17 protein-coding genes are annotated in these 20,013 nt (G+C 69.9%); 3 read left to right on the top strand and 14 right to left on the bottom strand.

The features are described 5' to 3' along the window. Nucleotides 1-76: 76 nt before the first annotated feature. The 12 genes from P6897_RS06040 to P6897_RS05985 form a co-directional block, all read right to left on the bottom strand. Nucleotides 77-1,006: an FtsQ-type POTRA domain-containing protein gene (locus P6897_RS06040; RefSeq protein WP_274177636.1), complete on the bottom strand. Its 930-nt coding sequence runs from the start codon at nt 1,004-1,006 to the stop codon at nt 77-79. A gap of 144 nt (nt 1,007-1,150) precedes the next feature. Beyond that, the gene (gene murC / locus P6897_RS06035) at nt 1,151-2,551 is read right to left on the bottom strand and encodes a UDP-N-acetylmuramate--L-alanine ligase (RefSeq protein WP_114587904.1); all 1,401 of its coding nucleotides are present in this window, start codon (nt 2,549-2,551) and stop codon (nt 1,151-1,153) included. Nucleotides 2,552-2,600: 49 nt separating this feature from the next. After that, nucleotides 2,601-3,674 (bottom strand): UDP-N-acetylglucosamine--N-acetylmuramyl-(pentapeptide) pyrophosphoryl-undecaprenol N-acetylglucosamine transferase, encoded by a 1,074-nt coding sequence (locus P6897_RS06030; protein ID WP_112613952.1) that lies wholly within the window; start codon nt 3,672-3,674, stop codon nt 2,601-2,603. 10 nt (nt 3,675-3,684) lie between these two features. After that, nucleotides 3,685-4,968, bottom strand: coding sequence for a putative lipid II flippase FtsW (gene ftsW, locus P6897_RS06025; protein WP_282502378.1), 1,284 nt, complete (start codon nt 4,966-4,968; stop codon nt 3,685-3,687). After that, a complete protein-coding gene (gene murD, locus P6897_RS06020) occupies nt 4,919-6,466 on the bottom strand; it encodes a UDP-N-acetylmuramoyl-L-alanine--D-glutamate ligase (RefSeq protein ID WP_282502377.1) in 1,548 nt (515 codons plus the stop codon). Before murD ends, ftsW begins: the two co-directional genes overlap by 50 nt. Beyond that, on the bottom strand, nt 6,463-7,572 hold the full coding sequence (gene mraY / locus P6897_RS06015) for a phospho-N-acetylmuramoyl-pentapeptide-transferase (protein WP_282502376.1): 1,110 nt from the start codon (nt 7,570-7,572) through the stop codon (nt 6,463-6,465). Before mraY ends, murD begins: the two co-directional genes overlap by 4 nt. After that, nucleotides 7,569-8,981, bottom strand: a complete 1,413-nt coding sequence (gene murF / locus P6897_RS06010) for a UDP-N-acetylmuramoyl-tripeptide--D-alanyl-D-alanine ligase (protein WP_282502375.1) — start codon at nt 8,979-8,981, stop codon at nt 7,569-7,571. Before murF ends, mraY begins: the two co-directional genes overlap by 4 nt. Before the next feature lie 28 nt (nt 8,982-9,009). Next, nucleotides 9,010-10,803: a penicillin-binding protein 2 gene (locus P6897_RS06005; protein WP_114587907.1), complete on the bottom strand. Its 1,794-nt coding sequence runs from the start codon at nt 10,801-10,803 to the stop codon at nt 9,010-9,012. A gap of 5 nt (nt 10,804-10,808) precedes the next feature. Next, nucleotides 10,809-11,429, bottom strand: coding sequence for a hypothetical protein (locus tag P6897_RS06000; RefSeq protein ID WP_112613940.1), 621 nt, complete (start codon nt 11,427-11,429; stop codon nt 10,809-10,811). Further along, nucleotides 11,426-12,385 carry a 16S rRNA (cytosine(1402)-N(4))-methyltransferase RsmH gene (rsmH, locus tag P6897_RS05995; RefSeq protein ID WP_282502374.1) on the bottom strand — a complete coding sequence of 320 codons (960 nt, stop codon included), beginning with the start codon at nt 12,383-12,385 and terminating at the stop codon, nt 11,426-11,428. The genes P6897_RS06000 and rsmH overlap by 4 nt, the downstream gene beginning before the upstream one ends. 100 nt (nt 12,386-12,485) lie before the next feature. Next, nucleotides 12,486-12,917: a division/cell wall cluster transcriptional repressor MraZ gene (gene mraZ, locus P6897_RS05990; RefSeq protein ID WP_023951570.1), complete on the bottom strand. Its 432-nt coding sequence runs from the start codon at nt 12,915-12,917 to the stop codon at nt 12,486-12,488. A 150-nt stretch (nt 12,918-13,067) separates the two neighbouring features. After that, a complete protein-coding gene (locus P6897_RS05985; RefSeq protein WP_112613936.1) occupies nt 13,068-13,439 on the bottom strand; it encodes a DUF3040 domain-containing protein in 372 nt (123 codons plus the stop codon). A 68-nt stretch (nt 13,440-13,507) separates the two neighbouring features. Between P6897_RS05985 and P6897_RS05980 the strand changes: the two genes are divergently transcribed. Continuing rightward, on the top strand, nt 13,508-14,581 hold the full coding sequence (locus P6897_RS05980; protein WP_282502373.1) for a polyprenyl synthetase family protein: 1,074 nt from the start codon (nt 13,508-13,510) through the stop codon (nt 14,579-14,581). 22 nt (nt 14,582-14,603) lie between these two features. On the opposite strand, the gene P6897_RS05975 is transcribed toward P6897_RS05980, so the two are convergent. Next, a complete protein-coding gene (locus P6897_RS05975; protein ID WP_274177629.1) occupies nt 14,604-14,954 on the bottom strand; it encodes an Rv2175c family DNA-binding protein in 351 nt (116 codons plus the stop codon). Nucleotides 14,955-15,092: 138 nt separating this feature from the next. Between P6897_RS05975 and P6897_RS05970 the strand changes: the two genes are divergently transcribed. Together P6897_RS05970 and pknB are read left to right on the top strand one after the other, a co-directional pair. Beyond that, on the top strand, nt 15,093-16,319 hold the full coding sequence (locus tag P6897_RS05970; RefSeq protein WP_282502372.1) for a LysM peptidoglycan-binding domain-containing protein: 1,227 nt from the start codon (nt 15,093-15,095) through the stop codon (nt 16,317-16,319). An 87-nt stretch (nt 16,320-16,406) separates the two neighbouring features. Beyond that, the gene (pknB, locus tag P6897_RS05965; RefSeq protein WP_282502371.1) at nt 16,407-18,362 is read left to right on the top strand and encodes a Stk1 family PASTA domain-containing Ser/Thr kinase; all 1,956 of its coding nucleotides are present in this window, start codon (nt 16,407-16,409) and stop codon (nt 18,360-18,362) included. A 283-nt stretch (nt 18,363-18,645) separates the two neighbouring features. Here pknB and P6897_RS05960 read toward each other — a convergent pair whose 3' ends face one another. Further along, nucleotides 18,646-19,980 carry a 3-deoxy-7-phosphoheptulonate synthase class II gene (locus P6897_RS05960; RefSeq protein ID WP_112613926.1) on the bottom strand — a complete coding sequence of 445 codons (1,335 nt, stop codon included), beginning with the start codon at nt 19,978-19,980 and terminating at the stop codon, nt 18,646-18,648. Nucleotides 19,981-20,013: the final 33 nt, after the last annotated feature.

Raw genomic sequence — 20,013 nt, 5'->3', positions numbered from 1 at the left:
CGGACGTGCGCGGCGTGTCGCGACATCCCGTGTTGCGCGTTTCTCGGAGCAGCGGAAAAGGGGCAGGATCGACGCCTCAGCGGACGACTGCCGCCTGCGGCGACGACACGTCGTAGCCGGAGGCATCCGGTCGAGCCGCCATGAGCGCTTCGAGCGCCTGGACCTTCTTGGCCGAGTCGCTCGCCCCGCCCCAGACCACCGAGCGGCCGTCGGTGAGCGTGAGCGTCACGTCGTTCGGCGTCGTCGCGGACAGCACCGTGACCTGGGTCCGCAGGGACTCCGGCAGCGAGCGGAAGACCTGCCCCGCGGCGGCGAAGGTGCTCGACGACAGGCCTCCCTCGACCTCGAGGAGCGGCTGGCCGGACGGCGGTTCCGGGGTGGTCGACAGCGCGACGCCCGCGGCATCGACCAGCGTGTAACCGGCCTCGCCCTGCACGGCGCCGACCGGTGTCCGCTCGACGATGCGAACCACGAGCTCGTGCGGCGGACGCGCTTCGAGGCTGTACGACTCGACCAGCGGGAAGGAGACGAGTGCTGCCTTCACAGCGCTCTCGTCGACGAGGGGCATCGGCGTCCCGATCTGACCCTCGAGCGCTGTCTCGACCGCGCCGGCGTCGAGTTGCGAGGTTCCCACGATCGTGACGCGTTCGACCGCGAACAAGGGGCTGTAGGCGGCACCGATAGACCCGAGCACGAGAGCCGCCAGAACGCCGGCGGATATCAGCCAGATACGTCTGCGCCGACGCTGACGTGCCGTGAAGCGCCGCACCTCGCGACGCAGCGCCCGCCGCCTCGCACGCGCCGCGCCCCACAGATCGCGCGCCGTGAGCGGCCGGTCGGGCTCGCCGACATCCGAGACGTCGGATGCGGGCGGCGCCGCCGACTCTCCGCGGGCGGGCGGATCGAACGGGATGATCGGCGCTATCCCGTAGTCGCGGCCGCGCTGGTGCCACAGCTCCTCGACGGGCTGGGTCTCGGTGGCGTCCGGCGAGACGCTTTCCGCCACGCCCGCACCCCGCTCATCGGCGTCGCGCCGCGGTGGGTCCACCCGCCGCGGAGCCGACGTGGGACGGTCGGCCGGCGCACTGGCGCCGTCCTGCCCGCCGCGCGGCCGCGGGGACGGTGGCAGCGGACTCGGGCGACGCACCGGCTACCCCTCCGCCCGGGCGAGCGACTCGAGCACCTGCGGGATGATCAGGTTGACGTTGCCGCAACCGAGGGTGACGATGAAGTCGCCCTCGCGCGCGACGCCCGCCGCGTAGTCGGCGGCCTCCTGCCAATCGGCGACGAAGTGCACGTGCCCGGGGTCGGTGAACGCGCCGCTGACCAACTCGCCCGTCACTCCCGGCACCGGATCTTCGCGCGCTCCGTACACATCCAGGACGACCGTGTGGTCGGCATGGGTCTCGAGCACGTCGGCGAACTCGCGGAACATCTCCTGCGTGCGCGAGTACGTGTGCGGCTGATGCAGGGCGATGATCCGCCCGCCGCCCACGACGGTCCGCGCTGCGGAGAGCGCCGCAGCCACCTCGGTCGGGTGGTGCGCGTAGTCGTCGTAGACGCTGACGCCCCGGGTGACGCCGTGGAGCTCGAACCGTCGGGCCGTGCCGCCGAATCCTTCCACCGCTCGGAGGGCGCGCTCGAGCTCGTATCCGAGGGCGACGAGCACGGCGACGGCGCCCGCCGCGTTGATCGCGTTGTGGGCGCCCGGCACCGAGAGCCGGCCGTGGGCCGTCTCTCCCCCGGCGGTGAGCGAGAACGACACCGGCCCGTCCGTCACGATGTCGGAGACGCGGACGTCGGCGTCGGCGGCCTCACCGAAGGTGACGACGCGGCGGTGGCTGAGGGCGGCCGCGACGCGTGCTGCACCCGGGTCGTCGGCGGAGATGACGACGGCCTCGCGCGCGCCATCCGCGAAGCGGACGAAGCCGTCGTAGAACGCCTCTCGGGTCTGCCAGTGATCGAGGTGATCCGGATCGACGTTCGTGATGAGGGCGATGGAGGTGTCGTAGAGCAGGAAGGTGCCGTCGGACTCGTCGGCTTCGATGACGAAGACATCGTCGTCTCCGGTCGCGCTCGAGACACCCAGGTCGGCGATGACACCGCCGTTGACGAAGGTCGGCCGCGTCCCGAGACCACGGAGCGCCGTGACGATCATGCCCGTGGAGGTCGTCTTGCCGTGCGCACCCGCCACCGACACGAGTCGGCGGCCGCCGACGAGCCAGTGCAGGGCCTGCGAGCGGTGGATGACGTGCAGGCCGCGCTCCTTGGCGAGGAGGAACTCGGGGTTCTCGGGCCAGATCGCCCCGGTGTGGACGACCGTGTCGGCGTCGTCGGGAAGATGCGCCGCGTCGTGTCCGATGTGGACGTCGGCGCCGCGGGCGGCCAGCGCGCGCATCGCAGGGCTGTCGGCCCGGTCGGATCCCGAGACGCGGATGCCGCGGTCGAGGAACATCCCGGCGAGGCCGGACATGCCCGATCCACCAATGCCGATGAAGTGCGCGGCGGTGATGTCGGCGGGGATCGGGAGGCTCAAGTCGGGTCTGATCATGACCCGTCAAGTCTAGGTCGCCCGGCTGACAGCACCGCCCGCCACGCCCTCAGCGTCGCTGGGCGGCATCCAGGAGGGCCACCACGTTCGCCGCCCCCTCGCGTGTGCCGACGGCGCCGGCTGCGCGCCGCATCCGCTCCAGTTCGTCGCCATCGCTCAGCAGGGGCACGACCTCGGAGCGAACGCGCTCGGGCGTGAAATCGGCGTCGTCGATGATGCGCGCGGCTCCGGCGCGGACGGCTCCCGCGGCGTTCAGCGCCTGCTCGCCGTTTCCCACCGCGTAGGGCACGTAGACGGCGGGGATGCCGAGCGCGCTGACCTCGCTCACCGTCGCCGCCCCTGAGCGCGAGACCACGACGTCGGCGAGGGCGAACGCCAGGTCCATTCGATCGAGATAGGGCACGACCCGGTAGTCCGGCGACGCGGCCTCGGAGACCTCGTTGCGCTCGCCCGACGCGTGCAGCACCTGCCAGCCGGCATCGACGATGTCTCGCCACGAGCCCGCGAGCGCCTCGTTCAGCCGACGAGCGCCCAGCGAGCCTCCGAAGACCAGCACGACGGGGCGCGCGGGGTCGAGACCGAAGGCCGCCGCAGCCTCGGCACGACGCGCCGCCCGGTCGAGGTCGACGATCTCGCGGCGAAGCGGCATTCCGACCACCTGCGCACCGCGCAGCGGGGTGCCGTCGAACACGATGCCCGTCGCGGCCGCGCGTCGGGCGCCGAGCACGTTCGCGAGCCCGGGACGGGCGTTCGCCTCGTGGACGACGTAGGGCACGCCCTCGCGGCGCGCCGCGACGTAGGCCGGAGCGGCGGCGTAGCCACCGAAACCGGCGACGACGTCGACTCCTCGCTCGCGGATATATGTGCGCACCTGCGCGACCGCACGCAGCCAACGGGCCGGGAAACGGATCGCGGCACCGTTCGGACGCCGGGGGAAGGGCACCTTGTCGACGATCAGCAGTTCGTAGCCCCGTTCGGGGACCAGCCGGGACTCGAGCCCCTCGCGGGTTCCGAGTACCAGAACCGTGTCGTCGGGTCGTCGGTCGCGCAGGGCATCGGCCACGGCGAGAAGCGGATTGACATGGCCCGCCGTGCCGCCGCCTGCCAGAAGGTAGGTCGTCACTGCACCGAGCCTACCGGCGGGCCGAGCGTGCCTCGGCGCCCGCGGGACGCACCGGTCGCGCCCCTGAGGCGGCCTCGAGCGCCGGAGCGCGAACGGGCAGCGTCCGCGCGAACGAGAGCAGAACCCCGGTCGCCAGCAGACCCGACACGAGAGAGGTCCCGCCCTGCGACATGAAGGGCAGCGGCACGCCCAGGACCGGGAAGATGCGCAGGACGACGCCGATGTTCACGAGCGCCTGACCCACGATCCAGATCGTGATGCCGCCCGAGACGATCCGCACGAACGGATCGTGGGTCTTGCGCACGATGTGGAAAGCCCCGACGGCGTAGAGCGCGAAGAGAGCGAGGACGACGGCGCAGCCGATGAGGCCGAGCTCCTCCCCCACGATCGCGAAGATGTAGTCATTCGCGGCGGCGGGCAGCCACTGGTACTTCTCGCGCGAGTTGCCGAGCCCCAGACCGAAGATGCCGCCGCTCGCGAGCGCCCAGATCCCGTGGAGGGGCTGGTAGCACGAACCCGCATCGGCGAAGTAGCAGTCGGTCGAGTCGACGTTGAGGAAGCTCATGATGCGCGCCATGCGGTTCGGGCTCGTGACCGCGAACACCGCAGCAGCAGCCACGACCAGGATCAACGGGATCACGAAGAGCCGAAGCTTGACGCCGGAGAAGAAGAGGCAGCCGAGGAGGATCGCCATGAGGATCATCGCCGTGCCCAGATCGTGACCGCCCATGACGGTGCCGATCACCAGAGCGCCGACGGGAACGACCGGGATGAACACGTGCTGCCACTTCGACAGGAGCGTCTGCTTCCGGTAGAGCACGAAGCCCAACCACACGGCGAGGGCGAGTTTGAGGAACTCCGACGGCTGCGCCTGGAACCCGAAGACCGAAATCCAGTTGGTGTTTCCATCGTTGCGGACGCCGAGGCCGGGCACGAAGACGAGCAGCTGCAGGAGGATGCCGGCGACGAGGGCCGGCCACGCGATGCGTTTCCAGAACCGCAGCGGCATCCGGCTCGCGATGAACATCAGCGGGATGCCGAGCAGCGCGAACACCGCTTGCTTCAGCACCGTCTCGAAGGGGCTCGCGTTGGCCGTCGCCATCGTCGCCGACAGCACCATCACGAGGCCGAAGCCGGTCAGGATGAGGGCGGTCGAGGCGAGCAGCAGGAATTCGCTGGGCACCGGCGCGAACACGCGCCCGAGCGACACACGCGCCGCGAAGCCGCTCCGCGTCTGACCGTCGTCAGCGAGCTTCGTCGGCGGGGGCGTCGGGCGGCTCGGCGTCGTGGTCACCGTCTCCCCTTCCGATCCGTTCGCGCACGGCCTCCGCGAAGCGACGACCGCGGTCTGCGTAGGAGGCGAACTGATCGAACGACGCCGCAGCGGGTGCGAGGAGCACGACATCCCCGTCACCGGCGACGCCGGCCGCCAGTTCGACGACCCGTGCCATGACATCCTCAGTCTGAGTCGCCTCGACCTCGATCACCGGAACCGCGGGGGCGTGTCGCGCGAACGCGGCGAGCACGGCGGTGCGGTCCTCGCCGATGACGATGGCCGCTTTGGTCGCCGCACCTCGTCCCGCGACGAGTTCGGAGATGTCGACGCCCTTGAGGAGCCCGCCCACGACCCAGATCGCGCCCGGGAAGGCGGCGAGCGACGAGGCCGCCGCGTGCGGGTTGGTCGCCTTCGAGTCATCCACCCAGGTCACGCCCGACACGCGAGCGACCACTTCGATCCGGTGCGGGTCGAGGCGGAACGCCAGCACCGCCTCGCGGATGGCGGCGGGCTCGACATCGAGCGAGCGAGCGAGGGCCGCCGCGGCGAGGATGTTCGCGACGATGTGAGGAGCCGCGAGGCCGCGCGCCGCGAGCTCGGCGACCGTTGTCAGTTCGAGAGCCGACGAACGCCGGTCCTCATGGAAGGCACGATCGACGAGGATGCCGTCGACGACCCCGAGATCGCTCGGGCCCGGAACACCGAGGTCGAACCCGATGGCGCGGCAGCCCTCGACGACCTCGGCCTCCTCGACCATCTCGCGGGTGGCTGCATCCGACTTGTTGTAGACGCACGCGACGCGGGTGTTCTCGTACACGACGGCCTTCGCGTCGCGGTACGCCTCGAATGAACCATGCCACTCGAGGTGATCGTCCGCGAGGTTCAAGCACACGCTCGCGTGAGGCGAAAGCCGGTCGGGGTCCTCGGCCAGGCCGAGGTACCAGAGCTGATGGCTCGACACCTCGACGACGAGGACGTCGAAACCACCCGGATCGCGGACGGCGTCGAGTACCGGGACGCCGATGTTGCCGCACGGGGCGGCCCGCAGCCCGCCGGCGGCGAGCATGGCCGCGGTGAGCTGCGTCGTGGTCGTCTTGCCGTTCGTGCCCGTGATGAGCACCCAGTCAGCCGGGCTGCCGTCAGGACGGACGACCTTGTCGCGCACGCGCCACCCGAGCTCGATGTCGCCCCAGACGGCGATCCCGTTCTCGCGGGCCCAGCGGATCACCGGGTGGTGCGGGGGGAACCCGGGGGATGCGATCACGACCTCCGGCGCATGCGCCACGACCGTCTCCGGCACGCTCTGCAAGGAGCCGTCATGGAGCGAGACGTCGATGACGGGCAGAAGCCGCGCGTACTCGGCATCCGCGCCCTCGGTGGCAACGAGCACATCGGCGCCGAGCTCGGCGAGGGTGTCAGCGACGGAGAAGCCGGTGACCGACAGCCCGAGGACGACGACGCGGAGTCCGCGCCAGTCAGCGTGCCAGCTCGTGAGGCTGTCCAGACGGGTGGTCATACCGCTGCCAGCCATGCGACGTAGAAGAGACCGACGCCGCCGACCGCCAGCATTCCGGCGATGATCCACATCCGGACGACGATCGTCACCTCGGGCCACCCCCGCATCTCGAGGTGGTGGTGGAACGGGCTCATGAGGAACAGGCGCTTACCGCCGGTGGCCTTGAAGTAGTAGCGCTGGAGGATCACCGAGCCGGGCGCGATGATGAACACGCCGGCGATGATGACCGCGAGCAGCTCGGTGCGCGAGAGCACGGCCATAGCGACGATGACCCCGCCGATCGCCATCGATCCGACGTCACCCATGAAGATCTTGGCCTTGGGCGCGTTCCACCAGAGGAACCCGACGAGCGCGCCGACGAAGGATGCCGAGATGATGGTGAGATCCATCGGGTCGTTGGTCGTGTAGCAGGCGGACTCGTACGCCGGCACGAGAGCACCGCTCGCGCAGCGTTGCTGGAACTGCCAGAAGGTGACGAGGCTGTAGGCCGACACGGTGAAGATGCCCGCGCCGGTCGCGAGCCCGTCGAGTCCATCGGTCAGGTTCGTCGCGTTCGACCAGGCCACCGCCTGGAACGAGATCCACGCGAGGTAGAGAAGCCAGCCGGCGACACCGCCGATCGCCATGAACGACAACCAGTCGATGTCGCGGAACAGCGAGATGAAGGGGCGACCGACCGGCTCGCCGCCGTCGTTGGGCACGAGCAGGGCGAGGATGCCGAAGGAGACTGCCACGATCACCTGGCCGGCGACCTTGCGCCATCCGGACAGCCCCAGGCTGCGCTGCGAGCGCACCTTCATGTAGTCGTCGATGAACCCGACGATCCCCAGCCCGACCATCATCCAGATGACCAGGAGACCCGACATCGATGGCGGCGCCCCGCCGGTGAGCGTGCCCACGAGGTAGCCGACGATCGTGCCGACGATGAAGATGATTCCGCCCATCGTGGGCGTTCCACGCTTGGCGTGGTGACTCGGGTTCGTCGCGTCGTCCGGCGTGCGGATGACCTGGCCCCAGCCGAGCTTCTCGAAGATCCGGATGAACAGGGGCGTCAGGAAGAGTGTGAACGCGAGCGAGATCGTCGCGGCCGTCAGCAGAGATCTCACGAGAAGAATTCTCCCAGACGATCGCCGAGGTGCCGCAGCCCGGCGGAGTTCGACGACTTCACCAGCACGCGATCGCCCGCCCGCAGCTCCTCGACGAGGTAGTCGTACGCGGCATCGGCGTCGGCGAAGAACACCGCCTCGCCGTCCCACGACCCCTCGCCGATCGCAGCGAGGTACAGGCGTCGCGCCTCGGCGCCGACGACCACGATCCGCTCGATGCGGAGGCGGACGGCCTGGAGGCCGACGCGATCATGCTCGTCACCGGCGAACTCTCCGAGCTCGCTCATCGCACCGAGCACGGCCACCTTGCGCTCGCCGGGCTGCGTGATCTGCGCGAGAGTGCGCAGAGCTGCGGCCATCGAGTCGGGGCTCGCGTTGTAGGCGTCGTTGATGATGCGCACGGACTCCGACCCGAGCGGCTGCATCCGCCAGCGCTCTGCGAGCTCGACCGTCTCGAGCCGCGCGATGGCGTCTTCGAGCGCGACCCCGAGCTCGAGAGCCGCGGTGATCGCGGCCAACGCGTTCATGACGTGATGCTCGCCGAGGACCCGCAACCGCAACGGCATCCGCTGGTCGCCGACCACGACGACGCACGAGGTCCCCGATGCATCCACCTCGACGTCGTCCGCACGCACCTCTGCCGCGGCGCCCCGCCCGAACCAGCGGACGCGGACGTCACGAGCCTCCGCGACCGCAGCCATCGTCGCGACGCGCGCGTCGTCGGCGTTGAGGACGGCCACGCCGCCGGGACGGACCGCCTCGACCAGCTCGGTCTTGGCCTTCAGCGTCGCCTCGACGCCGCCGAACCCGCCCGCGTGCGCCATGCCGACCATGAGGACCACTCCGACGTCGGGGGTCACGAGACCGGCCAGACGTGCGATCTGACCCGAGCCGTCCGCACCGAACTCGCTGACGAGGAAACGCGTGTCGGCGGCGACACGAAGCATGGTCAACGGCGCACCGACGGAGTTGTTGAACGACGCCCGCGGCGCGACCGTCGGCCCCTCCCCCTCGAGGATGCGCGCGAGGAGGTTCTTCGTCGTGGTCTTGCCGTTGGAGCCGGTGATCCCCACGACGCGGAGATCACCCGTCGCGCGCACGCGTCCGACGACCTCGCGAGCGAGGTCAGCCAGCGCCGTCACGGCGTCGGCGACGACGATCTGCGTGATCTCGGCGTCGACGAGGTGCTCGACGACCGCCAGCGCGGCTCCGGCCTCGGCGGCCGCCGGCACGAAGAGGTGACCGTCGGTCGCCTCGCCCGGCTTGGCCACGAAGACGTCGCCCGGACCGATGTTCCGCGAGTCCGTGTCGACCGTCCCTTCGACCCGGGTGTCGGGAGCGTCGCTCCCGGCGAGGTGGAGGGTGCCGGAGAGCACTCGAGCGATGTCGGACAACGGAAGGGAGATCATGTTCAATCCTCGGACGCGCTGATGCGCATCACTGGGTCACGGGGAGCAGTGGCGTCTGCGAGTCGGACGGCATGATCCGGTAGTGCTTGAGCACCTGGGTCATCGCCTTCTGGAACGCCGGCCGGTTCGCTGCCGAAAGGCGCAGGGTCTTCGGCTCGTCGAATGCCGTCAGGACAACATACTTCGGATCGTCGGCGGGTGCGTAGCCGACCAGCGACGTGTAGTACAGGTTGTCCTTGTACGCGCCGGTGTTCGGATCGACCTTCTGAGCGGTTCCCGTCTTGCCCGCCATACGGTACCCGGGGATCGCGATGTCGTCCGCGAGGGTCCCCTGAGCGAAGACGTTCTCGAGCATCTCGCTCACCTGGCTGGCGGTGCTCTCCTTGATCACGCGCACCGGCTCGGGAAGATCCGGCTCGGTCACTGTTCCGTCCGACGCCGTGCAGGACTCGACGAGGCTCAGCGGCTCGCGCACACCGCCGTTGGCGATCGTCTGATACACCGATGCCACCTGCGGCGCCGTCACGGTGAAGGCCTGGCCGAACGTCGTCGTGTAGTAGGTCTGGCTGTCCCACTGGTCGGTCGGGATGTACGTGCCCTTGGGTTCACCCGACCAGTTGAGCGCGGTGCCCTCTCCGACACCGAACTTCTTGAGGTACTCCAGCCGGGTCTCGGGGTCGACCTGCGAACCGAACTGCGACAGGGCGACGTTGGACGACGTGACGAGCCCTCCCGTGAGCGTCAGGTTCTGGGCCTCGTGGTGCTCCGAGTCGTTGACGACGGCTCCGTTGGGGAATTCCATCCGATCGGGTGACCATGCGGTCGAGAGCGGGGTCAGCCCCGCCGCTTCGATGGCGGTCGCGGCCGTCACCGGCTTGAAGGTCGATCCCGGCTCGTACGAGTCGCGGAAGAGGCGGCTGCCCCGGTCCGCGGGATCGGATGCCGCGATGTCATTGAGGTCGACGCTGGGGTACTCGGCAGCGGCGCGGATCTTCCCCGTGGCGACCTCGACCACGAGGATCGAGCCGCTCTCGGCGCCGAGGTTCTGCGTCTGCTCCGCGATGAGCTGCTGCATGTACCACTGCAGGTCGCGGTCGATCGTGAGGCGGAGCGTCCCGCCGTTCACCGGGGCGGGGTCTTCGATCTCCGTCCCGGGGATGACGACGCCGTCGAGGCTGCGCATGTAGCGGACCTTGCCGTCGCTGCTCTGCAGGCACGAGTTCTGCAGGGCTTCCATGCCCTCGAGCGGCGCTTCGTCCGAGCCGACGAAACCGATGACGTTGCCCGCCACCGCCCCGTCGGGGTAGGTCCGGTGGGGGTGGGGGTCGAACCCGACGAACGGGAGCTTCAGGTCGGCGAGAGCGCGGTACTGGGCCGTCGAGATCCCCCGCTCGAGGTACGCGAATCGCGACTCCGGGTCGGCGGCGACGGCCGTCGTGACGATGCCCTCGACCTCGGCGGCATCCTGCCCGGTCACCGCGGCGATCTCGGCGGCCAGCTCGGGCCAGGTGACCGTGACCGTCTGACCGTCATCGTTCTTGCGCTTGATCCCCTCGATCGCCAGCTTCGGGTCGATCTTCGCGTCGTAGACGGAGGTCGTCGTGGCGAGGGTCGCACCGTTGGTGTCGGTGATGTCGCCGCGCGTCCCGAACAGGTCGGTCCCGGCCTCCATCGCGAGGTTGCGGGCATCGGCCTCGTGCTCCTCGGCGTTGACGACCTGGATGTCGACGAGCCGGACGATGAACGCGACGAGGACGGTGAGGACGACGAGGAGTGCGACGACCGTACGGCGGCGCGGACTGCGGGTGGCTCGTGTCGTCATGTGTCTCAGTGTGTGGTCGGGGCGGGCAATCCGTCGGCGATGGGCGGGGGTGTCGCACGATCGGCACCGACCAGCTCGTCGGTGCTCGTGCCGGTCTCGAGGCTGGCAGCGGGATCGGTGACCAGCGGGACGCCGGCGACGAGTGAATTGGCGACGGCGGCGCGGCCGAGGGCGTCGACGTTCGAGTGCGCGCCCGCGGCGCTGGCGGAGCCGAGCACGGCGCCGTCGCTGAGTCGCAGATAGTTCGGAGACTCGGCGATCACCATGCCCAGGGCGGTCGCATTGGCCGCGAGGTACTGAGGTGAGGCGAGTCCCGCGAGATCATCCTCGATGATCTGCTTCTGCCAGGTGAGCTGCCGCTGCTGCTGCGAGAGCGAGGAGATCTCATAAGAGGTCTGAGTCGTGAGGATCGACAACCCCATCTGCACCGCCCCGATGAGCACCGCGCCCGACACGGCGATGACGCCGTAGAGCATGCGCGGGCGACGGCGACGGGAAGCGCCGGCGACGAGGCGGAGATCGCGCTGACGCTCCCGCTCCCCCTCGCGCGGCAGGCGACCGGGAACGCTCGCGAAGAAGTCGTCGCCGAGCGGCGATGGGATGCGGGCGGTGTTGTCGGCAGTCACGAGGCCTCCCTCATCCGTTCCGCCGCACGCAGCCGGACCGGCGTCGCGCGGGGATTGCGTTCACGTTCTTCCGAGGACGCCAGTTCCGCGCCGCGGACCAGCAGCCGGAACCGCGGCGCATGCTCGGGGAGCTCGACGGGCAGGCCGCTGGGGGCAGTCGATGACGACGCCTCGGCGAGCACGCGCTTGACCGCGCGATCCTCGAGCGACTGGTACGACATCACGACGATGCGTCCGCCGACCGCCAGCGCGTCGAGTGCCGCCGGCAGCGCACGCTCGAGCACGGCGAGCTCGGCGTTGACCTCGATGCGCAGGGCCTGGAACACGCGCTTCGCGGGGTGCCCGGAACGGTCGCGCTGCACGGCGACCGGGGTCGCGGCGATGAGGACGTCGACGAGCTGACCTGATCGTGTCAGCGGCGACCGGCCCCGCGCCTCGATGATGGCCCGCGCATACCGCCCGGCCAGCTTCTCCTCGCCGTAGCGCTCGAAGATGCGCCGCAGGTTGCCCTCGCTGTAGGTCGCGAGGATCTCTGCCGCGGTCGTGCCCGCAGTCTGATCCATACGCATGTCTAGAGGAGCATCCTGCGCGTAGGCGAACCCCCGCTCGGCCTCATCGAGCTGGAGGGACGAGACACCCAGATCGAAGAGGATGCCGTCCACGCGCCGGATGCCGAGCGAATCGAGGGCCTCGCGGATGCCGTCGTAGACGGTGTGGACGAGGTCGACGCGGTCTCCGAACCGGGCGAGGCGCTCTCCCGCGATGCGCAGGGCGTCGGTGTCACGGTCGAGCCCGACGAGCCGAACGCCGGGGAACCTCTCGAGAAGCGCTTCTGAGTGACCGCCCATGCCTTCGGTCGCGTCGACGACGACGGCGCCCTCGCGGTCGAGCGCGGGCGAGAGCAGCTCGACGCAGCGGTCGAGCAGGACGGGGGTGTGGATGTCGTCGTTCGTCATGGTCGTGGCGGGACGGGTCCCGGAGCCCTGATCCCCCTCCGCTGCGACCTGACACCGGGGAAGTGCGTCAGGGCCAGCGGCTGAGGATCACGGCCACGGGTCAGAAGAGTCCCGGGATCACCTCCTGCTCCATGTCGGAGTAGGCGTCTTCGTTGCCTGCGGCGTAGGCGTTCCAGGCATCCGCGTCCCAGATCTCGGCGTGCGCGCCGACACCGGTCATGACCAGTTCGCGCCCCAGCCCGGCGTAGGTGCGCAGGTGCGGCGGCACGGTGATGCGGTTCTGGCTGTCGGGCTTCTCCGCGCTCGCGCCGGAGAGGAACATCCGCTGGAAGTCACGCGCCTGCTTGTTCGTGAGAGGCGCTTCGCGGATGCGCTCGTAGACACGCTCGAACTCCACCGTGCTGAACACGTAGAGGCACCGCTCCTGTCCGCGCGTGACGACGACACCGGGGCCGAGGTCGTCGCGGAATTTGGCGGGGAGGATGACGCGGCCCTTCTCGTCGAGCTTGGGGGTGTGCGTGCCGAGAAGCATGGTGCTCCACCACCCCCTCCCGGCCCGTCGGTGGCCACCACTTTACTCCACTTTCCTCCACTTCACTATGGCCACAGCACCCATTCCTCCCCAGGGCACAAAAAAGAGCACCGACCCGAAGGTCGGTGCTCTGAGAAGAAGCGGGATGCGTCAGCGTTCGCCGTTGCGGCGGTCCCAGCGGTCGTTCATCCGGTCCATGAAATTCGAGGACCGGGCGGCGGGCTTTCGCGTGCCGGTGGTCGCCGTCGGTCGGCTCGCTGTTCCGTTGCGAGAGGGCGTCAGCGCCAACACGACCCCGCCCACCATGACGAGGAAGGCCACGACGCCGATCGCGATGATGCTGCTCGAGACGCCGGCGATGAGACCGCCGAGACCGAGGAGGACGAGCACCGCACCGTAGACGATGTTGCGGTAGCTGAGGGACTGACCTTCGCGCGGAGCACTGACGACGTCTGCTTCATTGCGCATGAGATGGCGTTCCATCTCGTCAAGCAGCCGCTGCTCCTGTTCTGACAGTGGCATGCATCCCCCTCTGTTCGGGTACCGATGCGCCCGATTCTACGCGCGCTGATGAGAACTAGGCTAGGCCTGTGACGAGCTCCGCCGACCCGATCTCGACCGTTTCCCAGCGACTGGAAAGCTTCGCGGCGGAACGGCGGGCCGAGGCCGCCGATCTCGGGGCCGAAGCGGTCGATTTCGTCGACCGCGCCTTCGCCGCCGTCGCCGGCGGCAAACGCCTCCGCGCGCGGTTCCTCACGGCTGGGCACGCGGTGGCCGGGGTCTCTTCCGACGACGCCGACATCGCAGGTGTCGCCGCTTCCCTGGAGATCTTCCATGCGGCCGCGCTCGTGCACGACGATCTGGTCGACAACTCGGACACGCGACGAGGACGCCCCGCCGCCCATCGCGCCCTCGAGGAGGCGCATCGCCGATCCGGCTGGCTCGGTGACGCCGACGCGTTCGGACGGGCCGCCGCGATCCTGCTCGGCGACCTGCTCATCGCCTGGAGCGACGACCTCCTCGAAGAGGCCGTCGACGGACACCGCTTCGCGTCGGACGTCCGCCGCCAGTACGCGACGATGCGGCGCGACGTCACGGTCGGGCAGTATCTGGACGTGGCCGAAGAGGCCGCGTGGGCCACGGCACCCGACCACGAGCACGCCGCCCGAGCACTGCGGGTCGCGTCCTACAAGTCCGCTCGATACAGCGTGCAGCAGCCCCTCCTGATCGGCGCGGCACTCGGTGGCGCCACCGCGGCCCAGCGCGAGGCCCTCGCTGAGTTCGGCCACTCCGTCGGTCTCGCCTTCCAGCTGCGCGATGACGTACTGGGCGTCTTCGGCGACCCCGCGGTGACGGGCAAACCGTCCGGCGACGATCTCCGCGAGGGCAAGCGGACCGTCCTCATCGCTTACGCGCGCGAAGCGATGGACGCCGACGGCCGCGCCGACCTCGATGCTGCGCTCGGCGACCGGGCACTCGACGAGGCGACCATCCGACGCCTGCAGCGGGTCATCGACGAGAGCGGCGCCGTCCAGCGCCTCGAACAGGAGATCGCGCAGCTCGCCGCCGCAGCCGATGCGGCGCTCGATGACGCGCCGATCGGTGGTGCCGAGATCGCAACGCTCCGAGAGATCGGACAGGCCGCGATCCAGCGGACCGCCTGAGCGTCCGGAGCCTCTGCTCCGGTCAGGCGAGCGTCTGCGCGACCCTGCGGACCTCGGTCTTCCGTCCTGCGCGCAGGGCGGCGATGGGAGCGGCGCCGATGGAGTCCTCGGTGGCGAACAGCCAGTCGATCGCCTCGTCGTCCGAGAACCCGGCGTCGTGCAGCACGGTGATAGTGCCCCGGAGCGACGACAGCGGCGCGCCGTCGAGGAAGAAGGCCTCCGGCACGCGAAGCGTTCCGTCCCGACGCGAGCCGATGAGGTGATTCTCATCCAGCAGTCGCCGGACGCGGCTGAGCGTCTCGCCCGTCAGCTCGACGACCTCGGGCAGTGTCAGCCAGGACAGGGGAACGGCGGGGTAATCGGGAGTGCTCACCCCTTCACTATGTCAGTTCCGATGGGCGTCCCGGCCCGCCGTCGGGTCGGCTTTCACACGAGTCACAGCAGTCACTTCGGTTGACACCTCTCACAGCGACATGTCAGCGTTTCCGAGACCTCCGAGAAGGGACCCTCCGTGCGCCGCGACTCGAACTCTCCCCCGCACCGCCCGCGACCACGCCTGCGTGGCGCCGTCGCGCCCGCCGTCGTCGGTTCCATCGCGCTCAGCCTGACCGCGCAGCCGGCGACGGCAGCGCCGATGACCGAGACCGCCCAGCGCGACGCGGTCCCCGGCGTGTCGTCCCGAGCCGCCACGGTCGGCACCGCGGGCCCGGTGCGCCCGCTCTCGTCGCGTCCCGCAGAGCACACCGTCGTGCTCGGCGACACCGTCAGCCGCATCGCGTCCGCTTACGGACTCCGCACGGTCGATCTCCTGGCCTGGAACGGTTTGGACTGGTCGTCGGTCATCCGCCCCGGCGACCGCATCCGGTTGAGCGCGGAGCCGGGCGCCTCGGCGACGCCGGCTGCGGTCCCCGTAGCCCAGACCACCTCGACGGGACTCACCCATACCGTCGCGAGCGGCGACACCCCGTGGTCGGTCGCTCAGGCTCACGGCGTCGACGTCGCCGCGCTCCTGGCAGCGAACGGGCTCGCGGACGGTGCCGTGATCTTCCCCGGTCAGACGCTCGCGGTCCCGGGGTCGCCCTCGGCCGCCCCGACCCCGGCGCCCGCAGCCGCGGACGCCTCGCAGTCCGTGCCGATCGCCGCCGCGGCGCACACCGTGTCGGCAGGCGACACGCTATCGGCGATCGCCGCCGCTCACGGTCTCGGCCTCGACGCCGTACTCGCGGCGAACGGGCTCGACCGCTCCTCGATCATCTATCCCGGCCAGCAGCTCGTGATCCCGGGAGCCGCCGCAGCACCCGCCGTCCAGACCGCCGCTCTCCCCGACCTCGGCCTCGACGCGGAGCAGATCGCCAACGCGCGGCTGATCATCCAGGTCGGTCGGGAACGCGGTGTGCCCGACCGCGGGATCGCGATCGCCCTGGCGACTGCGATGGTCGAGTCGTGGATCCGCAACCTCGACTGGGGCGACCGCGACTCGCTCGGCCTCTTCCAGCAACGTCCGAGCACCGGGTGGGGCACCCCCGATCAGGTGCGCGATCCCGCTCGCTCCATCGCCACGTTCTACGGCGGCGCGGCCGATCCCAACGGCACCGCGACGCGCGGACTGCTCGATATCCCGGGGTGGGAGAGCCTCGCCTTCACCGACGCCGCGCAGGCCGTGCAGATCTCCGCCTACCCCGAGCGGTACGGCGAGTGGGAGCAGCAGGCCTATCGCTGGCTCGCCGCACTCGGCTGACCCCGAGAACGCTCGGAAGCCATGTCGCCGACGCACGAGGGTGAGCCGTTGCCCGGGCTCGCAGCATCCGCTCCGTAGAATCGCTCCGTGAGCATGAGCCAGCAGACCGACCCGCTGATCGGCCGACTGGTCGACCAGCGGTATCGCGTCCGCGCTCGCATCGCCCGTGGCGGCATGGCCACGGTCTACGTCGCGACCGACCTCAGACTCGAGCGACGCGTGGCACTCAAGGTCATGCACGGGCATCTGTCGGACGACTCGGTCTTCCAGAGCCGCTTCATCCAGGAGGCCCGCTCTGCGGCGCGCCTTGCCGATCCGCACGTGGTCAACGTCTTCGACCAGGGCCAGGACGGCGAGATGGCCTACCTGGTGATGGAGTACCTCCCGGGCATCACTCTGCGTGAGCTGCTGCGCGAGCAGAAGCGTCTGACGATCCCCCAGACGATCACCATCATGGATGCGATCCTTTCCGGTCTCGCCGCCGCCCACCGCGCGGGGATCGTGCATCGCGACGTCAAACCGGAGAACGTCCTGCTGGCCGAGGACGGCCGGATCAAGATCGGCGACTTCGGCCTCGCTCGGGCCACGACGGCGAACACCGCGACCGGGCAGATGCTGCTCGGCACGATCGCCTACCTGGCACCTGAACTCGTCACCCGGGGCACGGCCGACGCCCGCAGCGACATCTACGCCCTGGGCATCATGCTCTACGAGATGCTCGCCGGCGAGCAGCCCTACAAGGGCGAGCAACCGATGCAGATCGCCTACCAGCACGCGACCGACTCGGTCCCGCGCCCGAGCGCGAAGAACCCGGGGGTGCCCGAGCAGCTCGACGAGCTGGTGCTGTGGGCGACCGAACGCGAGCCCGACGAGCGTCCCCTCGACGCCAAGGTCATGCTCGATCGCCTGCGCGAGATCGAGCGTGAACTCGGGGTGTTCCCCCAGGTCGTGCGCACGGCGCCGTCCGGCGCGCCGGTGGTGGTCATCGACGACGACGGCGAAGGTTCCGGCGAGCTCACGAAGGTGATGCCCGGGACGTTCACGGCGCCCCCCGTCACGACGGATGTCGACAACGCGACCCGGCTGCGCCGACACGCACGTCGCAACCGGACGAAGGGCGCCTGGCTCGTCACGATCGTGCTTCTGCTGGCGGCTCTCGCCGGCGGCACGGGATGGTGGTTCGGGTCGGGGCCGGGCTCGCTGGTCGCCGTTCCCGATGTGCGCGGAACGAGCTTCGCCGATGCGCAAGCCGCCATCATGGCACAGGGACTCCAGGCTCAGGAGACCGGCGAGAACAGCCTCGACGTCGCAGAGGGGCTCGCCATCCGCACCGACCCCGACCCCGGCTCCCGGCTCGATCGAGACGCGGTCGTGACGGTCGTGATCTCGCGAGGCCCGGCGGAAGTCTCCATACCCGCGTTGTCGGGTCAGACCGAAGACGCAGCGCGCGAGATCCTCCGCCAGAACGTCATCGCCGTCTCGGACGATGCCGACGCGGAGTTCGATCCGGATGTCGCCGAGGGCACCGTCATCCGCGCTTCCGGCACGCCTGCGGGGGGTGGCGAACCGGTCGACTGCTCCGGTGGTTGCACCCTGCGCCAGGGCGATTCAGCCGGACTCCTGGTCTCTCGGGGTGCCGTGCCCGACGTCGCGGGCCAGAGCGTCAACCGTGCGACCGGAATTCTGACCGACGCCGGACTCGAGGTGTCGGGCGAGACCCGCACCGAGGCGAGCGAGCGCATCGCGAAGGGCGATGTGATCGGCATCGCCGACCGCGGTGAGGAAGGCAACTGGCGGCCGGGTGACGTCGTCACGCTCATCGTCTCTAGCGGCCCCCCGCTGTTCGAGGTGCCGAGCGTCGTCGGACAGACCCGCGATGCGGCCGCACAGACGCTCCGCGACGCCGGCTTCGAGGTCAGCTTCTCGGCGCTGTGGAACATCTGGCCGGACGGACTGACGAAGGTCACCGCTCAGGACCCCGCCGGTGGCAGCAAGCACGTGCGCGGCACCACGATCACGCTGCAGATCACCGCCACCGGCTGACCCTCCCCGCCGCCGCGCGCCGATGACCCGGTACCCGGCATCCTCGAACAGCTGAACGCGCGTGAGGTCGTCGAGCCACCGTCGCCGCAAGGTGCGGTGCTCGACCCCCTGGTACTCGACGGGCAGCCGGTGCACGACGCGCAACAGCGACTCGCGGGCGGGAGCAGGCCTCGCCGACCCAGCGCTCTCCACAGCCCGAAACGGCGAGAGCGCACATCTGCACGGTGGGAAGACCCCACAACCGTGCGGATGTGCGCTCTCGCGCGGCCGCGAAGCCCGAAGCTCAGCGCTTCTCGAGCTCCTCGGCTACCAGGAAGGCCAGTTCCAGGCTCTGCATGTGGTTCAGACGCGGGTCGCACAGGCTCTCGTACCGCGTGGCGAGCGTCGCCTCGTCGATCATCTCGGAACCGCCGAGGCACTCCGTGACGTCGTCACCCGTGAGCTCGACGTGGATGCCGCCCGGGAAGGTGCCCACCGCGCGGTGCGCCTCGAAGAAGCCGCGCACCTCGTCGACGACGTCGTCGAAGCGACGCGTCTTGTAGCCGGTGGGCGTCGTGATGCCGTTGCCGTGCATCGGGTCGGTGACCCACAGCGGCGTCGCGCCCGAGTCCTTCACGGCCTCGAGCAGCGGCGGCAGCGCATCGCGGATCTTGCCCGCCCCCATACGAGTGATGAAGGTGAGGCGACCCGGCTCGCGCTCGGGGTCGAGCTTGTCGATCAGCGCCAGCGCGGTGTCGGTCGACGTCGTGGGGCCGAGCTTCACCCCGATGGGGTTGCGGATCTTCGAGAAGTAGTCGACGTGCGCGCCGTCGAGCTCGCGCGTGCGCTCGCCGATCCAGAGGAAGTGAGACGACGTGTTGTACGGCGTGTTCGTCCGCGAATCGATGCGCGTCATCGGGCGCTCGTAGTCCATCAGCAGGCCCTCGTGGCCCGTGTAGAACTCGACGCCGCGCAGCTCGTCGAAGTTGGCCCCGGCCGCCTCCATGAACTTGATGGCCCGGTCGATCTCTCCCGCGAGGCCCTCGTAACGGGCATTCGCCGGGTTCGACGCGAAGCCCTTGTTCCACGAGTGCACCTCGCGCAGGTCGGCGAACCCACCCTGCGTGAACGCGCGGATGAGGTTCAGCGTCGACGCGGCCGTGTGGTAGCCCTTGAGCAACCGGGCGGGGTCGGGCTGACGCGAGGCGGCGGTGAAGTCGTAGCCGTTGACGATGTCGCCGCGGTACGCCGGCAGCGTGACGTCGCCGCGCGTCTCGGTGTCGCTCGAGCGGGGCTTGGCGAACTGCCCGGCCATGCGACCCATCTTGACGACGGGCATCGAGGCGCCATAGGTCAGCACGACCGCCATCTGCAGCACCGTCTTGATGCGGTTGCGGATCTTCTCCGCGGTCGCGCCGGCGAACGTCTCGGCGCAGTCACCGCCCTGCAGGAGGAAGGCTTCTCCGGATGCCGCGCGCGCGAGGCGCTCGCGGAGGATGTCCACCTCACCGGCGAAGACGAGGGGCGGGAGCGTCGCGATCTCGGCCGACACCGCAGCCACGGCGTCGGGGTCGTTCCACGCCGGCTGCTGCTTGATGGGAAGATCGCGCCACGAGTCGAGTGAATCCAGCGTAGGCACGGGCCAAGTCTAGTGCTCGGCCGACACCCCGCC

This window comes from Microbacterium sp. BDGP8 (assembly GCF_029991045.1).
GTDB lineage: Bacteria > Actinomycetota > Actinomycetes > Actinomycetales > Microbacteriaceae > Microbacterium > Microbacterium plantarum.
This window is presented reverse-complemented; position numbering and strand designations above follow the sequence as displayed.

Coding starts and splice junctions, on each gene's coding strand:
- murC (WP_114587904.1), bottom strand. CDS start 2,551: ATGATCAGACCCGACTTGAGCCTCCCGATCCCCGCCGACATCACCGCC.
- murD (WP_282502377.1), bottom strand. CDS start 6,466: ATGACCACCCGTCTGGACAGCCTCACGAGCTGGCACGCTGACTGGCGC.
- murF (WP_282502375.1), bottom strand. CDS start 8,981: ATGATCTCCCTTCCGTTGTCCGACATCGCTCGAGTGCTCTCCGGCACC.
- P6897_RS06005 (WP_114587907.1), bottom strand. CDS start 10,803: ATGACGACACGAGCCACCCGCAGTCCGCGCCGCCGTACGGTCGTCGCA.
- rsmH (WP_282502374.1), bottom strand. CDS start 12,385: ATGACGAACGACGACATCCACACCCCCGTCCTGCTCGACCGCTGCGTC.
- mraZ (WP_023951570.1), bottom strand. CDS start 12,917: ATGCTTCTCGGCACGCACACCCCCAAGCTCGACGAGAAGGGCCGCGTC.
- P6897_RS05985 (WP_112613936.1), bottom strand. CDS start 13,439: ATGCCACTGTCAGAACAGGAGCAGCGGCTGCTTGACGAGATGGAACGC.